The following is a 16,557-nucleotide window of genomic DNA, read 5'->3' as shown; positions in this document are numbered from 1 at the left end:
GCCTTAAAGCGGCACCTGCCAGGTTCAAAGCCGCAGCGGGCAATAAAAAGAGCAGGCACCCGGCCTGCTCCCGATGATCCGGCGAAACCGGATCAGACCCTGGCCTGATGCACGAAGCAGGTACCAAGCTGGGCGTGAATGGCCTGCATCACGTTGTGGCGGCTGATCACCCCGAGCAGGCGACCCTCTTCCACCACGGGATAGATCTTCGGCTTCTGGCCCATCATCATCTCCGCCAGATCCAGGATGCTGGTGTCCGGTCCCACGGCCAGCACCTCCTTGCGCATCACATCCTTGACCTGGGCCACCTGTTCGCAGTGATAGGCCTCTTTCAACATGACGGCAATGCAGTCCTGCTCGGACACCCAGCCAATCAGGTGCCCCAGGCTGTCCACCACGGGGCCGCCGAGCTGATGACTGTTGAGAAACTTGGTGACCGCATTTTGCACCATCATGTCCGCGCTGAACGTGATGGGCTTGGTCTGCATATAATCCCTTGCCTTGAGTGATTCCATGACGCTTCCCCCGACAGGCCTCCCGACGGGAGGCACGAGCCGGGCACTATGTCCGGCTCACTCCAAGCATAGCTGGTGCCTATCAGGAAATGGATTGCAGCAACAGCAGCAGCTCGTTCTGGCTGTGGCAATCGGTCTTCTTGAACACCCCCTTGAGGGTGGAGCGCACGGTTTCCACCTTGACGCCGCGCAGTTCGGCGATGTCGTTGCTGCTGTAGCCCTTGCTCATCAGCACCAGCAGCTCCTTCTCGCCAATGGTCAAGGGATAGAGGCTGGCCAGCGCCTCTATGTCCGGGTTGAAGGAGTGCTCGGGATCGCGCAATACCACTTCCACGTAACGCTCGAAGCGGCTGAGCCCGCTCATCAGGGTGCACTGGATCAGCAGGGGCCTGAGGTTGGACTGGCGGGGAATGGACATATAGGCGCTGGCGCCCGGCAGCAAATAGGCAAAGCCATTCAAGGTCTCCTTGAGCTGGCGTTGCTGCTCCTTATTTTGCAAAGAGAAAATACCATTGACCGCCCGCAGCTCGACGTTTTCATCGGCGATGCGGTTGAACGCCACATTGGAATAATGAATATGCCCCTTGTCATCTATGATGGCGCTGGGTTTATTATGGTTTTTCACCAGTTGCTGCAGCTGATAGTTCTGGGTTTCCAGGGCCAGCAGGTTCCAATAATGCTGGCTCCAGGCGGCCAGACCAGAATAGATCTCTGTCAACGAGGTGAGATCCCGGCTGCTGAAGTCGTCCTGGGTGGCGCCGCGGTAACTGCACAGGGTGCTGAGACCCCGCCCCTTCACCCGGCAGACGCCGCCCGCCGCAAACTGGGCACCGAAGCTGGCCAGCAGCCCCACCGAGCTGGAGATGGTATTGGCACTGACGATCCCCTGGCAGCCCTTGTCCAGATAATGATTGAACCACACATCCTGGCGATGGTGTTGCACATAAAATTGTTGCTGGGCCTCGGTCAGACCGCTGGAGAAGAGCTTTATTCCGTCGCTCTTGTCATCATCCCGCAATAAAAACAGGGATGAACTGCCGGACAGGTCGGCGCGAAATTGGTCCACCACCAACTTAATGTCAGAATCATTAATACCGCACTCGTATAACTGGCTGATATAGGGCGATATCCTTTCTTTCTCTAATGCCTTCACACCCGAACTCCTAATTCTTATTTTTATTGAAGTGGCATCTTACTCCGCAATGGGATACTCGAAAAGTAGTCAAATGAACAAAGGCTTTATGACCATTTCATAAATAGTTATAAGAAAAAGCCTCCCTCGATGAGGGCCGTGAAAATGTTTAAATCCGGGCTCAGGTTTTCCGCTTTTTTGGTCGTTATGGAAAAGCTTTATTTATCCGCTTCCTGCCACCTTGCCTCTCTTGCCATGACTGTCCCTGCCGGCCGCTCTGTCACGGCCAGAGAGCTGCCCAGGGTGCCGCCATCTCCCTCTTCCATAGAAAAGCCTCATACGGATTCCATTCTCATCGAATGTTGCTTTTTGGTGTATTTATTGTTTCCATTTTGGGCTTGCGTCGATATTGTATATACAAATGCAGTCATCAAGGGAGTTGAACCATGTGGATCACAAGGAGAGGAAATGGAACCTGAACACGCACTTGCCGCCCCTGCCCGCTCAGGGGCTGGCATCAAACTGCTGCTGACCAGTGTGCTCGGCATCGCCATCTTTTTCGTGCCCTTCGAGCTCGCGGGCCGCAGCACCATACTGGTGGATCACCTGGCGGGCTTCCTGATGGCGCAGCGCCCGCTCGCCCTGGGGCTCATCCTGCTGCTGATCGCCTATGGCGCCATCAGCCCGCTGCTGGATGGTCGCTGGCGCGCCCGCCCCATCGACAGGGTGCTGAGCCTGTTCAAGCTGCTCGGGCTGGGGCTGGCCATCATGTATGTGGCAGGCTGGGGTCCCGCCTGGCTGATGACGCCGGATCGCCTGCCCTTCCTCTTTGACAAGCTGGCCATGTCGGTGGGGCTCATCGTCCCCATCGGTGCCATGGCCCTCACCTTCCTGCTCGGCTTCGGCCTGCTGGAGCTCATCGGCGTGCTGATGCAGCCGGTGATGCGCCCCCTCTGGCGCACGCCGGGCCACTCCGCCATCGATGCGGTCGCCTCCTTCGTCGGCAGCTACTCGGTGGGCCTGCTCATCACCAACCGGGTCTTCCTCGCGGGCAAGTACACGGTACGGGAAGCCGTCATCATCGCCACCGGCTTCTCCACCGTCTCCGCCGCCTTCATGATCATAGTGGCCAAGACCCTCAACCTGATGGGGCACTGGAACTTCTACTTCTGGTCCACCCTGGTGATCACCTTCATCATCACCGCCATCCTGGCCCGGGTTCCCCCTATCAGCACCATGGCGCACCAGGGCGAAACCGACGAGTCGCTGCCGGCAGGCATGAGCCGCTGGCAAGCGGCGCTCGCCTCCGGGCTCACCCAGTCCAGCCAGGCGGATCCCGTGCTGCGGCAGTTGCAGGACAACCTCAAAGATGGCCTCTACATGGCCGCCGCCGTGGTGCCCACCATCTTGTCCGTCGGCCTACTGGGGCTGCTGCTGGCCCAGCACACGCCGCTGTTCGATCTGCTGGGCTGGCTGCTGTGGCCCCTCACCTGGCTGCTGGATCTGGGGGATCCGCTGGAGACAGCAAGAGCGCTCTCGGCAGGGCTCGCTGAGATGTTCCTGCCCGCCATTCTGCTCAAGGATGCGGATCTGCTGGTGCGCTATGTGACCGCCGTGGTCTCGGTGAGTTCAGTGCTCTTCTTCTCCGCCTCCATCCCCTGCATCCTGGCCACCAAGATCCCGGTGAGCCTGGGGCAGCTGGTGGTGATCTGGCTACTGCGCACCCTACTTGGCATCCTGCTGGCGGCCCTGTGCGGCCGACTGGCCATGGCGACAGGCTGGCTCAGCTAGGTTGACGTGATATCAAGAAACAAAGCGCCATCAGGCGCTTTGTTTCTTTGTGCGGGCTGGCAGCCGCCACCACATCGGCGACCTGTCATTCGAGCCATTGTCGCAGGGTCAGCGTGGCAAGATCCACGAAGGCGCGCAATCTGGGGGGCATGAAGCGCTGCCTGGGATAGACAAGATGGATGGGATCCGCCTTGCCATGCCATTCGGGCAGGACAGGCACCAGCCTCCCCTCCTCGCAGGCCTGACGACACAGGTAGGAGGGCAACAGTGCCACCCCACCGCCGGCCTGCACCATGGTCATGATCAGGCCGACATCGTTGATCAGTGTCTGCCGGGCCAGAGAGACGGTCACACTGTTGGCGACCCCGTCGTGGAGTACCCAGGCCTCCTTGCCCAGTGGCGTGAACTGCAGGCAGGCATGATGCCGCAGCGCCTGAGGTGCATCTGGCATCCCGGCGCTGGCGAGGTAATCGGGGCTCGCAAACAGGGCCCAGCGCGCAATGCCCACCTGCTTGGCGATCAGCGTCGAGTCCTTGAGAGGGCCGGTACGAATGGCCACATCGACGCCCTCCGCGACCAGATCCACGTAGCTGTTCATCAACACCAGCTCCACGTCGACCTTTGGCCACTGGCTGCGCATCTGCCCCAGGATGGACGACAGGATCTGGTTGCCGATATCCACGGGAGCCGTGATCCGCAGCAGCCCGCAGGGCTCCTCCCGCGCTTCGGTCACCGCCGCCTCGGCGTCAAGCACATGCACCAAGCCGGCCGAGGCGTGGTCGAAATAGATCTGCCCGGCATCGGTCAGGTGCAACCGACGGGTGGTTCGCTGCAATAGGGTGACGCCCAGACGCTTCTCCAGCATGGCCACCCGATGACTGACGGTGGAGGTCGGCAACCCCAGCAGACGCGCCGCCGCGCTGAAGCTGCCGGCTTGCACCACCTTGACGAATACGACGACCTGATTGAAGTCCATTTTCCAACTCATTAGAAAGTGTTTTCTTATTTAACCATCTAGTCCGGTAAATGGCGACTTTCTACACTGTGTCCATTGATTCAACGGAGGCATTGAGATGAAAGAACTGGCATTTATCAAGCGCAGCAACGAGAGGCACTGGGTCGGCGATGGCTTCCCCGTGAGGAGCATCTTCTCCTACCAGGATATCGCAGAGGAAATGTCCCCCTTCCTGCTGATGGACTACGCGGGCCCGGCCAATTTCCCGGCCACCTCCCATCAGCTTGGCGTCGGCCAGCACCCTCATCGCGGGTTCGAGACGGTGACCATCGTCTATGAAGGAGGCGTCTCCCACAGGGACTCCTCGGGGGGCGGTGGCACCATAGGCCCGGGTGACGTGCAATGGATGACGGCCGCATCCGGCCTTATCCACGAGGAGTACCACAGCCCGGCCTTTGCCAGAACGGGCGGCGCCTTCGAAATGGTGCAACTGTGGGTGAACTTGCCCGCCAAAGAGAAGATGGCGGCTCCTGGCTACCAGGGCATCACCGCCGACGAGATCCCTCGCGTGGCACTGCCAGAGGGCGCAGGAGAGGCTCGCATCATTGCCGGGCAGCTCGGCGATACCCGCGGCCCCGCCCGCACCTTCACCCCGATGAACGTCTGGGACATGCGCCTGAAGGCCCATCATCAGGTGACGCTGGAACTGCCACCAGGGCACACCACGGCCCTCTTTGTGCTCAAAGGCGCCATTCGCCTCGGCAACCGCCACGCGGTCCGCACCGCCGAGCTGGCCGTCATGGAGCGCCGTGGCAGCAAACTGGTGATCGAGATCGAGGAGGAGACCACGCTGCTGCTGCTCAATGGCGCCCCCCTAGATGAACCCATCGTCGGCCACGGTCCCTTCGTGATGAACACCCAGGAAGAGATTGTGCAGGCCATCAATGACTACAACAGTGGCCGTTTTGGCCAGATCGGACGCTGAACCTCAGCCCCAACAAATGGAGACTATCATGAGCAATCCAGCCAATTTCGGCGGCGCCAGACCCGTCCTCAACCCAGATGACGTTGCCATGCTGCTGATCGACCATCAGAGCGGCTTGTTCCAGACAGTGGGCGACATGCCGATGCCGGAACTGCGCCAGCGCGCGGCCGCCCTCGCCAGGATGGCGACACTGGCCAATATTCCGGTGATCACCACGGCATCTGTCCCGCAAGGGCCGAATGGCCCGCTGATACCGGAGATCCACGAAAATGCGCCGCACGCACAGTATGTGGCGCGCAAGGGCGAGATCAACGCCTGGGACAACCCCGATTTCGTCGCGGCGGTGAAGGCCACCGGCAAGCAGCAGCTGATCATCGCCGGCACCATCACCAGCGTCTGCATGGCCTTCCCTGCCATCAGCGCCGTCAACGCAGGCTATCAGGTGTTTGCGGTCGTCGATGCCTCGGGCACCTACTCCAAGATGGCCCAGGAGATCACCCTGGCTCGCGTGGTTCAGGCGGGCGTGGTCCCCATGGACACTGCGGCGGTGGCTTCCGAGCTGCAAGGCAGCTGGAACCGGGCAGATGCGATGGAGTGGGCCGCCATCTATACGAAGATCTTCCCCGCCTATCAATTGCTGATCGAGAGCTACGGCAAGGCACAAGCCGTGGTGCAACACAACGAAGTGCTGGATTCCCAACGTTAACGCTTAGCCATCAATCTGGAGAAAAGTCATGAACAAGCCCTACGTCAAACTCGACAAGAGCAAGGCTGCCGTGCTGCTGGTGGATCACCAGGCCGGCCTCTCTTCCCTGGTACGGGACATCGAACCGGACAAGTTTCGCAACAACGTCCTGGCGCTGGCCGCGCTGGCCAAGTACTTCGAGCTGCCGACCATACTGACCACCAGTTTCGAAAACGGGCCCAACGGCCCACTGATGACGGAGCTCAAGGAGAGCTTCCCGGATGCCCCCTATATTGCCCGCCCCGGGCAGATCAACGCCTGGGATAACGAGGAGTTCGTCAAGGCGGTCAAGGCCACCGGCAAGAAGCAGCTGATCATCGCCGGCATCGTCACCGAGGTGTGCGTGGCCTTCCCGGCCCTCTCCGCCCTCGAGGAAGGGTACGAGGTGTTTGTCATCACAGATGCCTCGGGGACCTTCAATGAGGTAACCCGCCACTCGGCCTGGGATCGGATGTCATCCGCCGGGGCACAGTTGATGACCTGGTTTGGGGCCGCCTGTGAACTGCACCGCGACTGGCGCAATGACGTGGAGGGCCTGGGCACCCTGTTCGCCAACCACATCCCCGACTATCGCAATCTGATCAACAACTACACCACAGTCCAGAGCAGCAAGTAATACGCCCCGGAAAACCGGGAGACGGAAAAAACAAAACGCAGCTGACAGGGCAGGCACCCTGTCAGCTGCGTCATCGCCATGGACATGGCTAAAGGCGTTCAGCCCTTAGAAGGGCATCTTGAAGCCTGGGGGCAGTTGCATGCCACCGGTCAGCTCGCCCATCTTGCTCTTGTTCTGCTCTTCCACCCGGCGCACGGCATCGTTGACGGCGGCGGCGACCAGATCTTCCAGCATCTCCTTGTCATCTTCCATCAGGCTGGGATCTATCTCGATACGGCGCACGCTGTGGCTGCCGGCCATGGTGACCTTGACCATGCCAGCGCCGGCTTCGCCGACGACTTCCATCTGAGCCAGCTGCTCTTGCATCTTCTGCATGCGCTCTTGCATCTGTTGGGCCTGTTTCATCAGGTTACCCATTCCACCTTTACCAAACATAGGTCGTCTCTCGTCTTGAAATCCGGCATCCAGCGCCGGGCTGTGGGCTTGTTCTACCCCGGATATGGGGGCAGCCAAAAGATTTTTCAACCGGGACCCGGTCCCGGCATGGGATTTAACTCATAGCGATCAGCGGCTCAGGGGCTCGATGCTCTCGGGATGGAGCACGGCGCCGAATCGCTGCTGCAGGAACTGCACGTTGGGATCGTCCGCCAGATCCCGGCTCACCTGCTCACGCACCCCCAGATAGAGGCGATGCTCGATCTCGAGCGGCGTCTCCCGCGCCGGGTCCGTGCCCAAGGTCACCTCGACACGCACCGCCTGTCCGAACTCCGGGCCTATGATCCCGGCCAGATCGGCCAGGGCTCTGTCGCTGACCAGATGGCGCTGCTCCGGCTTGAGCACCAGGGACACCAACTCCCCTTGCCGGGTCATCACAGAGTTGATGGCGAGCTGACGCAACCGGCCACCGACCCCGGTGCGGGCGATGAGCTCGGCCCAAGCATCGCCGCAATTGACCAGCAGGGAAGAGGGGATCAGGCGAGCGATCTCCTCCCCCTCCGCCGGCTGGGCGTCACTCTCCAGCTCATCCCAGTCGATGGTTTCCATCACCTGGGCGGTCGTGGGCTGCGCATTTTCGGGCACAGCATTTTCGGGCACAGACAGAGGCGTCGCAACCGGCGCTGCCGGTGCCGCGGCGACGGTAGCAGCGGCAGCCCTGGCGGGTTCGCCGTCCAGATCCCAGGGGGGCAGGTCATCCGAGGCGGGATTGGCCTTCTGCGCTGCACTGGGCGCTGTCGCCGCGGGGGCACTGGCCGGCCCGTCGCCGAAGCCCTGACTCAGATATTCCTCGTAATCGCTGCTGCTGTCGTCATAGGCCTCGAGGGGCGGCAGATCCTCATAGCCCGTCATGGGCCCGGCATAGGCGGGCGCCGCGGCGGCCTGCCTGGCAGGCGCAGAGGGTGCTGGCGCCACAGGTGGCACGGCGGCCGTGGCCAGGGGCGCAGCCGGTTTGCTCGGCGTCGCCCTGGGAGAGGCAGAGACGGTCGCCGCCCCGGCATCCCCCCGCAGCCGGCTGCGCAGCAGATTGCGCTTGCCCAGCAGGCTCTGCATGCTGGAGGCCGCCGAGGGGGCCGCCTCGGGTTCAGGGGCTATGGCAGGAGCCGCCGTCGGCAGGACCGCCTCATGGGAGGCAACCGGCGGCTCGGGTTCAAAGGGCTGCGCCTCCTGAGTCCGGGGGGCACCACCGAACTCGGGCTCAGGCTGCATCGGCTGCGCCTCGTACCCCATCCGCTGGGCGGCTTGCAGCAGCTCTTGCTGCTCGGCAAAGAGGGCGGCGCTCGCCTCATCGTCGTCGGCAGCCGGCTCATCTGCCTGCACCGCCAAGAGCGGCGCTGCCGGTGCCAGGGCTGCGGGCGCGGCCATGCTGGCCGCCGTTGCGGCCTGATGCGGGGCTGGCTCAGCCCCTGACGGCTTTCCCGGCAGGGCCGATACGGCCTCCCTCCCCGCCCCGGGCTGTGCGCCCATGGACACGGGCAAGGCACTCAGATTGGCGGGGTGCACCGCCTCGCGGCGCGGCGAGAACGCCAGCATCCGCAGGCAGGTCATCTCCAGCGCGGTGCGGCCATCGGGCGCCCAGGGCAAATCCTTGCGCCCCCCCAGCACTATCTGGTAGCAGAGCTGCACCTCTTCCGGGCTCATGGCTCCCGCCAGCTGCAGCAAGGCATCGGCATCCGCCCCCTGCTCCTGCACGCTGGCCGGCAGCAGCTGGGCCATGGCGACGCGATGGAGCAAGGCTTCCAGCTCGGCGTGGAGCTGATCGAAGTCCGGTCCCAGGGTGGCGATTTCGGTGATCTTGGCCATGGTGGCCGGGGCATCCTGGCGCAGCACGGCCTCCAGCAACTGGTGCAGGTGGTGATGGTCGAGGGTGCCCAGCATGGTCAGCACGCTCTCCAGACGCACGCTGCCGTTGCCGTGGGCCAGCGCCTGATCCGTCAGGCTCAGGGCATCGCGCATGCTGCCGTCGGCGGCCTTGGCCAGGGCCAGCAGGGCGCGGGGCTCGAACGGCTGACCTTCCTGATCCAGCACCCATTCGAGCTGCCTGGCGATCTGGGTCTGATCCAGGCTCTTCAAGTGGAACTGCAGGCAGCGGGACAAGATGGTGATGGGGAGCTTCTGCGGGTCCGTGGTGGCCAGCAGGAACTTCACATAGGGAGGCGGCTCTTCCAGGGTTTTGAGCAGCGCATTGAAGCTGTGACGCGACAGCATGTGCACCTCATCGATGAGGTAGACCTTGAAGCGGCCACGGGCCGGGCGGTACTGCACGTTGTCGAGCAGTTCCCGGGTGTCTTCCACCTTGGTGCGTGACGCCGCATCGATCTCCAGCAGATCGACGAAGTTGCCCTGATCGATCTCGCGGCAGGTGTCGCATACGCCGCACGGGTGACTGCTGATCCCCTGCTCGCAGTTGAGGCTCTTGGCCAGGATGCGGGCGATGGTGGTCTTGCCGACCCCGCGGGTGCCGCTCAGCAGGTAGGCATGATGCAGCCGTCCCTGATCCAGGGCATTGGTCAAGGCGGTCAGCACATGTTGCTGGCCAACCACTTGTTCAAACGTATGGGGGCGCCATTTACGCGCCAGAACCTGATAGCTCATAGATCTCGATGCTGGAAAACGAGGCATTGAGGCAGGATGCTAACACAAATGGAGGGCGGGCTGTATGGGCTATCGGCCGCCTTGGGAGGGATCGCTTGATTTTCAAACCGGTGCCCGTTCAGGCACCGGTTCGGGGCATTGGCGGGTTGACGAGGCCCGCCTGCCAGAGGGCCTTACTCGCCCGCGAGCTCGACCAGCGAGACCACCTTGACGCCAGCGGCGGTCAGGCGGGCATCACCACCCAGCGACGGCAGGGAGATGATGAAGGCCGCATCGGCGACTTCACCGCCGGCGCGGCGAATGAGCTTGACGGTGGCATCGACGGTGCCGCCGGTGGCCAGCAGATCGTCCACCACCAGCACCTTGTCACCGGGCACGATGGCGTCGGTGTGTAGTTGCAGGGTGTCGGTGCCGTACTCAAGGGCATAGGACTCTTCGATGATGGCGCGGGGCAGCTTGCCCGGCTTGCGAACCGGCACGAAGCCCAGGCCCATGGCGAAGGCCACAGGGGCGCCGAAGATGAAACCGCGGGCCTCGGTGCCGACGATCTTGGTGATCCCTTGATCACGATAATGCTCGGCCAGCAGATCGATGGTGGCCTTGAAGGCCTCGGCATTCTCGATCAGGCTGGTGATGTCGCGAAACAGGATGCCCGGCTTCGGATAGTCGGGAATGGTCTTGATGCTCGCTTCGATAAACTTCAGGGTATCCGGATTCATTATTTGACCGCTTATTTTTGAGCCCAGGCGTGGCGTCTCTTGCGCTGCCCGCCAGCGGGCAATAAAAAGGCCCGTCATGCAAAAAATGACAGGCCGACTCCATAGCATTATTGCCGCAATAGCTTAGGGATTTCACTTCTCCATTGCAACCGGCTCCAGCACCGGCAGACGCATTAACCAGGTGAGCAGGATCACCATTATGACAACCAGCAGCAGCCTCACCCAGGGCAGCGGCACCACCAGCAGCGACACCGAGAAGGAGAGCAGGATGAAGACGATGGCACGGCGTCTGGCATGGCGCCGAATGCCGCGATACAACTGCCAGTCATGGATGGGGGGCCCGAACCAGGGGTGCGCCAGCAGCCAGCGGTGAAAACGGGGCGACGAGCGGGCAAAGAGGGCCGCCGCCAGCAACATGAAGGGGGTGGTCGGCAGCAGGGGCAGGACTATCCCGACTATCCCGGTGGCGAAGGCGAGCCAGCCCAGGGCCATCAGACACCAGCGTTTCATGGGTACTCCTCTGAATGCATCTCTGCCTTTAGCCTAACAGAGTTGGTCCGGAAGCTGACAGCCCGGCCCATGCAGCGGCAGTCGATTAGGCTCATCGAGTGGGCAGACGGCTGACAACGCCAGCCATTGCCACTACAATCTGCGCTCTTTTTTCTCCCCTTGCCTTCGGAAGCAGCTATGCGCGTTATTTTGGCCCCCATGCAGGGGGTGCTGGATCACCTGATGCGGGAGGTACTCACCTCCGTCAACGATTACGACCTCTGTGTCAGCGAGTTCATCCGGGTCGTCGATCAGCTGCTGCCCGCCAAGGTGTTCCATCGCCTCTGTCCCGAACTCAAGCAGGATGGCAAGACCCGTGCCGGCACCCCGGTGCGGGTGCAGCTGCTGGGCCAGCACCCCGAATGGTTGGCAGAGAATGCGGTGCGCGCCATCGAGCTGGGCTCCCCCGGGGTCGATCTCAACTTCGGCTGCCCCGCCCCCACGGTCAATAAGAGCAAGGGGGGGGCCGTGCTGCTCAAGGAGCCAGAGACCGTCTATCGCATCGTCAAGGCGGTGCGCGAAGCCGTCCCTGCCCACCTGCCGGTGAGCGCCAAGATCCGTCTGGGGTACGACGACAAGGCGCTCTACATGGACAACGCCCAGGCAGTCTATCAGGGGGGCGCCAACGAGCTCGCTGTCCATGCCCGCACCAAGCGGGAAGGCTACAAGGCGCCGGCGCACTGGGAATACGTGGATCTCATCCGCCGCGCCCTGCCCATTCCGGTGACCGCCAATGGCGAGATCTGGGATCACAAGGATGCCCTCGCCTGCGCCGGCGTCTCCGGCTGCGACGCCCTCATGGTGGGCCGCGGCGCCATCTCCCTACCCAACCTGGCCAACGTGATGAAAACCGGCTGTGCCCACATGAGCTGGGCCGAGGTGCTGCAACTGATGGTGGCCTATACCGAGCAGGATCTGGCGAGCGACAAGGCCGACTACTACCCCAGCCGCATCAAGCAGTGGTTCAGCTACCTCAAGCGTGAATATCCCCAGGCAGCCGTACTTTTTCAGGATATTCGTCTGCACAAGGAGACGGGACCTATCCGGGACGCCTTGCTGCAAGCCGCGAAAACTGTGAGCTAACCGACCTTTACTTGACTCATGTCATCTTGATAATCCACACGCCTCCCTATACTGGCCGAGTTTTATCACTCGTCTTTGGGGGCTGTTGTGTGTGAAGTGACGCAAGCCCGGTTGGCCGAATGGCGTGAGCGCCTGCTGACCGATTGGGCACAAACAAGAGAAGCGCTGATAGGTCAGCTCAAGGCCTGTCGACGTGACGACTGGGCACAGAAGGTGGCATCCTGCGAGCGGGATCAGCTGGTGGACCTGACCGGTCGCCTCGACTTGCCCAAGGTGGAGTCGAGCGTGGCACGGCTGAAACGCCTCGACGCGGCGCTCTGCCAGATGGAACTGGGTCTCTATGGCCTCTGCTCCGATTGCGAGGAGCCGCTCGCCATCGAGCAGCTGGATCAGGATCCCAGCCTGCAACGCTGCCCGCGCTGCGAAGCCCGTTATCGCAAGGGATTCCACGCCCACGAACTCTGATGGGCCTTCCCCTGCCCACAGCCATCCATGTCCTCCTCCTCTTGCCAAGGCCATAGCTGACTCTCCACCCGACAAGGGCGCCCGGCCCCTTCATCACGCGGGCCCCGGTGGCCTGCGGCAAGAGCATCGCTGCCTTGGGAGGCCGACAGGCGTTTCAGGTCTGGGAGCCTTGCTCTGTCAGCGCATACTTCTGTGCATAGGCATAGAGGCCCATTCGATTGCGAATGCCCAACTTGGCATAAATGGATGTCAGGTGATTGCGCAGGGTGTGCTCACTGATGTTGAGGCGCCGCGCGATCTCGAGGGTATTGGCATCAACGCCCAGGGTAATGGCCGCGATGGTCAGTCTCTCCTTGCGGGTCAGCCGCGCTATCTTCGCCTGCTCGGCATGGTGAGTCCCCTTTTCCCTCGCGATGGCCATCAGGATCCGCTCGGTGGCAGCGCGATCGACCCAGTACTCGCCACCGTGCACCTTGCGGATGGCCTTGTACAGCACCTCCACCGGTTCCCGCTTGCTGATGGCGCCACAGGCCCCGGCCAATACCGCTCTCTCCTGCAGTTCAGTGCCCTCCACTGTGGCGATCACCAGCACGCGCACGTGGGTATCGCACAGCAGGGAAGGTATTTGGTCGATGCCATTGCGACCATCCAGATCAAACAGGACGACACATGTCTTGCCTGGCACCATCCACTGCACGGCCTCGACGGGATCGGCCACGCAGGCGATGACGTCCATCTCGTTGGACTGTGCATTAATGGCCCCGCGCAAACCCCATGCGACTATCGGCAAGTCGCAGATCACGATGACATTGATTCTGGTATCCATACCCCGCTCCCCAACGCCTACGACAACGTGACAGGCATCCTGCCTGACAATGGTCCCCTCTCAAATTAGTCGAAATATCCTGGTTTTGTCCTGGGTTGACCGTCACTTTGTCCCACATAAATCGGTCTGATTCTTCCATTTTTCATCTTCCCCTTCTGGCCTAGGCTAATCGGCATGACAACACCCACACATATCCATGCTCGCCAGCATGATCGCATCAGGACGGTGATACCTGTCCGGCTCTCGGGCCAGACAGGGTTCACCCGGGACATCAGCATCGGGGGCTGCTACCTGCAACTCGAGGAGGCTGCCACGCCTGAGAACGAAGGGAGTGACGTCTGCTTCGATCTCGATCCCGGGGTGACGCACGGTGCCATGAAGATCCGGTGTTGCGGGCAGATAGTGCGGCGAGACCGGGACGGCCCTCTCACCGGTATGGCCATCAAAATCAAAGACCTGCAACTGCTGGTGAAAGAGATCCCCGACAGTTGCACCAGGTGAAGTGTTACGCGGTGCAAGAGCAGATGGCCAGGACGGCGATCTTGTCTCCATACCGAATCATCTTCCCGCTTTCTGAAGGAGCAGACCCATGGCTGACATCAGCGGCACCAATAAAAACGACTCGCTCATTGGCGGCACAGGAGCCGACCTCATAGATGGAGGCAATGGCAGTGACATGCTCGACGGCGGCAGCGGGAGCGACACCCTGCTGGGCGGCAACGGCGAGGATACCCTCTACGGCGGGCTCGGGGACGATACCCTCTCCGGTGGAAACGGCCAGGACCTCGTCTATGGTGGATCCGGCAACGACGTCATCGGGACATCGCTCGTCAACAGCGAGAACGGTAACGACGTCATCTACGGCGACGGCTGGGATGACTACCGGCAGCAGAGCCGAGCCATCGCCGGCAGCGACACCATCTACGGCGGCAATGGCTCGGAGACCATCTATGGCGACAACGGCGATGGCCATGCAAGTGGCGGCAACGACTCTATCTATGCCGGCAACGGCAACGACACCGTCTACGGTGAAGGCGGTGACGATACCATCCAGGGCGGCAATGGCGCCGATCTGCTGAGCGGCGGCAGCGGCAATGACCTTTTCGTCTACCAGAGCGCGATGGAATCCAATAGTGGCGGGATGGATACTATCCGTGACTTTTCCGGTGTGCGTGACGCCAACCCGGACAACGACAAGATCGACCTGCGTCCGTTGCTGGGTTCCACCGACCTCAAGTGGGGAGGCACCACTTCCCTGATCAACGGTGTCTGGTACGAGCAGAACGCCGGGCAGAATGCCACCTACATCAAGGCCGATACCAACGGCGATGGCCAGGCCGATCTGGTGATCAAACTCGACGGTCTCAAGGACCTGAGCAACACCGACTTCCTCGGTGTGCAGAACAACGGCCCCACCATCACCTCCGACGGGGGTGGCAGCTCGGCGGCTCTGGCCATCGACGAAAACACCACTGTGGTCACCACAGTGACGGCCAGTGACCCGGACGTCGGTGCGCTGCTGACCTACACCATAGTCGGTGGCGCCGATGCAGGACTCTTCACCATAAATCCCAACACCGGCGCCCTGTCGTTTGTCAACGCGCCCAACCGGGAAAACCCGAGCGACAGCAACGGCGACAACACCTATGAAGTGGTGGTGCGCGTCTCCGATGGCAATGCCTTCGACGAGCAGACCTTCACCATCGCCATCAACGATGTCGACGAGTTCGATGTCACTACCCCGACCGACGCCAACGCCGCCGCCAATGCCGTCGACGAGAACATCGCCATCGGCACCCTGGTCGGCATCACCGCCTTTGCCAGCGACGCAGACGCCACCATCAATGCCATCACCTACAGCCTGTCCGGCAATCCCGGCGGCCTGTTTGCCATCGATCCCGCCACCGGCGTGATCACCGTCGCAGCCGCCATCGACCGTGAAGCCCTCGGTGCCAGCGTGAATATCGAGGTCACCGCCACCAGTGCCGATGGCTCCAGCAAGGCGCAGACCTTCACCCTCGCGGTCAACAACCTCGACGAGGTCGCACCGACCATCACCTCCGGTGGCACCGCGGCCGCTCTCAATGAAAACAGCGGTGCCGGCCAGGTGGTCTACACCGCCACCGCCGACGACAGCGCCGACATCAGCGCCGGCGTGACCTTCAGCCTCGCCGGTATCGATGCCAACAAGTTCACCATCGACGCCACCACCGGCGCGGTCACCTTGCTCGGCAACCCCGATCACGAGACCCAGTCCAGCTACAGCTTCAGCGTCCTGGCCAGCGACGGTGTCAACCCGGCCACCGAGCAGGCCGTCACCCTCGCGGTCAACAACCTCGACGAGGTCGCACCGACCATCACCTCCGGTGGCACCGCGGCCGCTCTCAATGAAAACAGCGGCGCCGGCCAGGTGGTCTACACCGCCACCGCCGACGACAGCGCCGACATCAGCGCCGGCGTGACCTTCAGCCTCGCCGGTATCGATGCCAACAAGTTCACCATCGACGCCATCACCGGCGCTGTCACCTTGCTCGGCAACCCCGATCACGAGACCCAGTCCAGCTACAGCTTCAGTGTCCTGGCCAGCGACGGCGTCAACCCGGCCACCGAGCAGGCCGTCACCCTCGCGGTCAACAACCTCGACGAGGTCGCACCGACCATCACCTCCGGTGGCACTGCCGCCGCTCTCAATGAAAACAGCAGCGCCGGCCAGGTGGTCTACACCGCCACCGCCGACGACAGCGCCGACATCAGCGCCGGCGTGACCTTCAGCCTCGCCGGTATCGATGCCAACAAGTTCACCATCGACGCCACCACCGGCGCGGTCACCTTGCTCGGCAACCCCGATCACGAGACCCAGTCCAGCTACAGCTTCAGCGTCCTGGCCAGCGACGGCGTCAACCCGGCCACCGAGCAGGCCGTCACCCTCGCGGTCAACAACCTCGACGAGGTCGCACCGACCATCACCTCCGGTGGCACTGCCGCCGCTCTCAATGAAAACAGCAGCGCCGGCCAGGTGGTCTACACCGCCACCGCCGACGACAGCGCCGACATCAGCGCCGGCGTGACCTTCAGCCTCGCCGGTA

16 protein-coding genes are annotated in these 16,557 nt (G+C 62.3%); 8 read left to right on the top strand and 8 right to left on the bottom strand.

Annotated features, from left to right (window positions below; translation table 11 throughout):
- Positions 1 to 92: 92 nt before the first annotated feature.
- Complete coding sequence (locus AC3WR3_RS12750) at positions 93 to 515, bottom strand: CBS domain-containing protein (protein ID WP_106886806.1); 423 nt, start codon at positions 513 to 515, stop codon at positions 93 to 95.
- Positions 516 to 597: 82 nt separating this feature from the next.
- Positions 598 to 1,668: a helix-turn-helix transcriptional regulator gene (locus AC3WR3_RS12745; RefSeq protein ID WP_139434553.1), complete on the bottom strand. Its 1,071-nt coding sequence runs from the start codon at positions 1,666 to 1,668 to the stop codon at positions 598 to 600.
- A 447-nt stretch (positions 1,669 to 2,115) separates the two neighbouring features.
- Between AC3WR3_RS12745 and AC3WR3_RS12740 the strand changes: the two genes are divergently transcribed.
- Complete coding sequence (locus AC3WR3_RS12740) at positions 2,116 to 3,438, top strand: YjiH family protein (RefSeq protein WP_492292016.1); 1,323 nt, start codon at positions 2,116 to 2,118, stop codon at positions 3,436 to 3,438.
- Between the two features lie 85 nt (positions 3,439 to 3,523).
- Here the strand turns inward: AC3WR3_RS12740 and AC3WR3_RS12735 are convergent, their stop codons facing one another.
- The gene (locus AC3WR3_RS12735) at positions 3,524 to 4,414 is read right to left on the bottom strand and encodes a LysR family transcriptional regulator (protein WP_265435275.1); all 891 of its coding nucleotides are present in this window, start codon (positions 4,412 to 4,414) and stop codon (positions 3,524 to 3,526) included.
- A gap of 97 nt (positions 4,415 to 4,511) precedes the next feature.
- Here AC3WR3_RS12735 and AC3WR3_RS12730 point away from each other — a divergent pair, with 97 nt between their 5' ends.
- Genes AC3WR3_RS12730 through ycaC form a run of 3 tightly spaced genes read left to right on the top strand, consistent with a single transcriptional unit; the run spans position 4,512 to position 6,739 of the window.
- Positions 4,512 to 5,378, top strand: a complete 867-nt coding sequence (locus tag AC3WR3_RS12730; protein WP_492292015.1) for a pirin family protein — start codon at positions 4,512 to 4,514, stop codon at positions 5,376 to 5,378.
- A 28-nt stretch (positions 5,379 to 5,406) separates the two neighbouring features.
- Complete coding sequence (locus tag AC3WR3_RS12725) at positions 5,407 to 6,084, top strand: hydrolase (protein ID WP_202045689.1); 678 nt, start codon at positions 5,407 to 5,409, stop codon at positions 6,082 to 6,084.
- Between the two features lie 28 nt (positions 6,085 to 6,112).
- Positions 6,113 to 6,739 (top strand): isochorismate family cysteine hydrolase YcaC, encoded by a 627-nt coding sequence (ycaC, locus tag AC3WR3_RS12720; protein ID WP_492292014.1) that lies wholly within the window; start codon positions 6,113 to 6,115, stop codon positions 6,737 to 6,739.
- Between the two features lie 105 nt (positions 6,740 to 6,844).
- Here ycaC and AC3WR3_RS12715 read toward each other — a convergent pair whose 3' ends face one another.
- From AC3WR3_RS12715 to AC3WR3_RS12700, 4 genes are all read right to left on the bottom strand, one after another.
- Complete coding sequence (locus tag AC3WR3_RS12715; RefSeq protein ID WP_011706069.1) at positions 6,845 to 7,174, bottom strand: YbaB/EbfC family nucleoid-associated protein; 330 nt, start codon at positions 7,172 to 7,174, stop codon at positions 6,845 to 6,847.
- A gap of 129 nt (positions 7,175 to 7,303) precedes the next feature.
- The gene (gene dnaX, locus AC3WR3_RS12710) at positions 7,304 to 9,829 is read right to left on the bottom strand and encodes a DNA polymerase III subunit gamma/tau (RefSeq protein WP_492292013.1); all 2,526 of its coding nucleotides are present in this window, start codon (positions 9,827 to 9,829) and stop codon (positions 7,304 to 7,306) included.
- A gap of 173 nt (positions 9,830 to 10,002) precedes the next feature.
- Complete coding sequence (apt, locus tag AC3WR3_RS12705; RefSeq protein WP_042650168.1) at positions 10,003 to 10,548, bottom strand: adenine phosphoribosyltransferase; 546 nt, start codon at positions 10,546 to 10,548, stop codon at positions 10,003 to 10,005.
- A 132-nt stretch (positions 10,549 to 10,680) separates the two neighbouring features.
- Positions 10,681 to 11,058 (bottom strand): YbaN family protein, encoded by a 378-nt coding sequence (locus AC3WR3_RS12700; RefSeq protein ID WP_042650169.1) that lies wholly within the window; start codon positions 11,056 to 11,058, stop codon positions 10,681 to 10,683.
- A gap of 177 nt (positions 11,059 to 11,235) precedes the next feature.
- Here AC3WR3_RS12700 and dusC point away from each other — a divergent pair, with 177 nt between their 5' ends.
- Positions 11,236 to 12,180 carry a tRNA dihydrouridine(16) synthase DusC gene (gene dusC / locus AC3WR3_RS12695; protein ID WP_429107824.1) on the top strand — a complete coding sequence of 315 codons (945 nt, stop codon included), beginning with the start codon at positions 11,236 to 11,238 and terminating at the stop codon, positions 12,178 to 12,180.
- 96 nt (positions 12,181 to 12,276) lie between these two features.
- Entirely contained in the window at positions 12,277 to 12,645 is a 369-nt protein-coding gene (locus tag AC3WR3_RS12690; protein ID WP_202046188.1) for a TraR/DksA family transcriptional regulator, read from the top strand.
- Positions 12,646 to 12,799: 154 nt separating this feature from the next.
- Here AC3WR3_RS12690 and AC3WR3_RS12685 read toward each other — a convergent pair whose 3' ends face one another.
- The gene (locus AC3WR3_RS12685; protein ID WP_404838458.1) at positions 12,800 to 13,471 is read right to left on the bottom strand and encodes a response regulator transcription factor; all 672 of its coding nucleotides are present in this window, start codon (positions 13,469 to 13,471) and stop codon (positions 12,800 to 12,802) included.
- Positions 13,472 to 13,645: 174 nt separating this feature from the next.
- On the opposite strand from AC3WR3_RS12685, the gene AC3WR3_RS12680 reads away from it, so the two are divergent.
- Both AC3WR3_RS12680 and AC3WR3_RS12675 read left to right on the top strand, forming a co-directional pair.
- Positions 13,646 to 13,972 carry a PilZ domain-containing protein gene (locus tag AC3WR3_RS12680; RefSeq protein ID WP_202045592.1) on the top strand — a complete coding sequence of 109 codons (327 nt, stop codon included), beginning with the start codon at positions 13,646 to 13,648 and terminating at the stop codon, positions 13,970 to 13,972.
- 88 nt (positions 13,973 to 14,060) lie between these two features.
- Positions 14,061 to 16,557: cadherin domain-containing protein (locus tag AC3WR3_RS12675; RefSeq protein WP_492292012.1), on the top strand; the 2,497-nt coding region annotated here is incomplete at its 3' end.

It is taken from the genome of Aeromonas sp. EU05-FHT14A05, from assembly GCF_058791175.1.
This window is presented reverse-complemented; position numbering and strand designations above follow the sequence as displayed.